Origin of the sequence: Nocardia sp. NPDC059240 (genome assembly GCF_042753865.1) — a bacterium.
Classification (GTDB): domain Bacteria; phylum Actinomycetota; class Actinomycetes; order Mycobacteriales; family Mycobacteriaceae; genus Nocardia.
The window spans coordinates 1-1,549 of sequence record NZ_JBHZAC010000030.1 but is presented as its reverse complement, the minus strand read 5'-3'; the positions used below and the strand labels follow the sequence as shown (position 1 = coordinate 1,549).

Here is a 1,549-nt window from a genome sequence, read left to right as displayed (position 1 = left end):
ATCTTTTGATACTTTTTATACGTGTCGTATCCTGTCGCTTTTTCAACTGCCTTTTTCGCTGTCTTTCCGGCTTCGTCGACGGTTTCTTTTGTAGATTCCCAACCATCTTTTACAACGTCCATCGGTGTAGAAATGTCAGGCGTCATTTTCTGTGCCATCTTTGACAGGTGTTTGCCGCCATAAAAGTCATCAAGAATAATCCATATGGCTGTGAGCGCCAGCGTGAAAAACAAAAGACCTTTTTCCATGTGTTATCCCTTCTTTTTGCGGCGGATAAAGAAGAACCAAAACACGATGATAATAACGGTGAGAACAAGAATTTTAGTCATTGCTTGACGCACCCCCGATTTTTGAAATAACCATTTTCAGATCGGTTAGAATTTCCCGTGTCTGTTCGTTATCCTTTGATTGTTTGAACATGAACCACGCGAGCATTACGCCCATGGCTCCGTTATTTAATAGGATTGAATAGATTTGCTCCACAAGTCACACCCCCTACACCCTTGCCGAGAATAGGAATACGACAAGGAACACAATGCCGAACCCCAGCAAGATTTGTTTTGATGTAATAGGGTCTTGCTTTACGTCATGCTCTTTTGCTGTGTCCTCATCATCGACAAGAGACATTTGATCTTCAGCTTCGGGAACTGTAGACGTTCGGGTACTCATAAACCCCATGTTTGGATATAAGTCTGCGGCATGGTAGAACATTTCACCTAGACCCATTTGTGATGGTGCGTTCATATAAATCCTCCTTCGTAGTAGTCAAATAAGAAAAGGAGGGAAAAGCCCTCCCGCGTGTATTAATGCAAGCTTTTCAGCAACGATTTTCACGCGCCCGCCTTTTTGAGTATTGAAGCGAATCCAAAACTCTGTAAGACGTTCGGTGTCAATATAGTCACGAGAGCCGCCGAGGTTTGGCAAGCCTTGGTTAGAGAAGTCAAACACATAAACCCCATCCGGTAAGACATAACCCAAGTCCGAATGATTTCGGGCTGCAAGTGCTGACGGCTTAATGCTGTAAGGGATGTCGGCTTGGTTAAATACCAATTCCAAGTTGCCCGCAAAGTCGCTGTCCTTCAGCGGGTTGCCTGACTCATCCGTAAAGTAAAACATGAGTTTACGGTAGATCGTCCCTGTCTGAAGCTTCACGATATTTTGACCGTTCCCGGTGAACTGTTCGCCTTTTTCGTTTACAAGCTTCAGGACAGAAATATCCGGCATAGCTTGTGGTACAGAAGGGACGGAGAACGTTTCAATTGTCGGCGTGATTTTCAATTGCTTCAGTGTAACGGTGTCTCCAGTAGCCAACTGATACGCGTCTTGCGCGCGTGCTGTATCAATCTGAAGGGAAACGGTTGTCTCGTCGTTTTGTAGCAAGATAAGACCGACCGGGTCACGTTGGTTTAAAGTTAATGGCAGCGCGACTTGGAATTTAATACGCGCGTCTTTACCTGACGTGCTCGCGGCTGTTTCAATGTAAGATAACGCCCGCGGACTTGATGCAGGTAATAGAACGTCTGGATTCAATCGGTTTAAGCTGTATAGG

Annotated in this window: 3 protein-coding genes; all 3 read right to left on the bottom strand. The window is 45.2% G+C overall.

The window, feature by feature from the left end:
• Positions 1–248: hypothetical protein (locus ACFXHA_RS45615; RefSeq protein WP_379367738.1), on the bottom strand; the 248-nt coding region annotated here is incomplete at its 3' end.
• A gap of 247 nt (positions 249–495) precedes the next feature.
• The gene (locus ACFXHA_RS45610; RefSeq protein WP_080467411.1) at positions 496–744 is read right to left on the bottom strand and encodes a hypothetical protein; all 249 of its coding nucleotides are present in this window, start codon (positions 742–744) and stop codon (positions 496–498) included.
• Positions 745–765: 21 nt separating this feature from the next.
• The coding region (locus ACFXHA_RS45605; protein ID WP_379367736.1) for a hypothetical protein at positions 766–1,549 on the bottom strand (784 nt) is incomplete at its 5' end.

Bases quoted from the DNA above. Each gene is read 5' to 3' on its own strand.
- ACFXHA_RS45610 (WP_080467411.1), bottom strand. From the start codon at position 744: ATGAACGCACCATCACAAATGGGTCTAGGTGAAATGTTCTACCATGCC.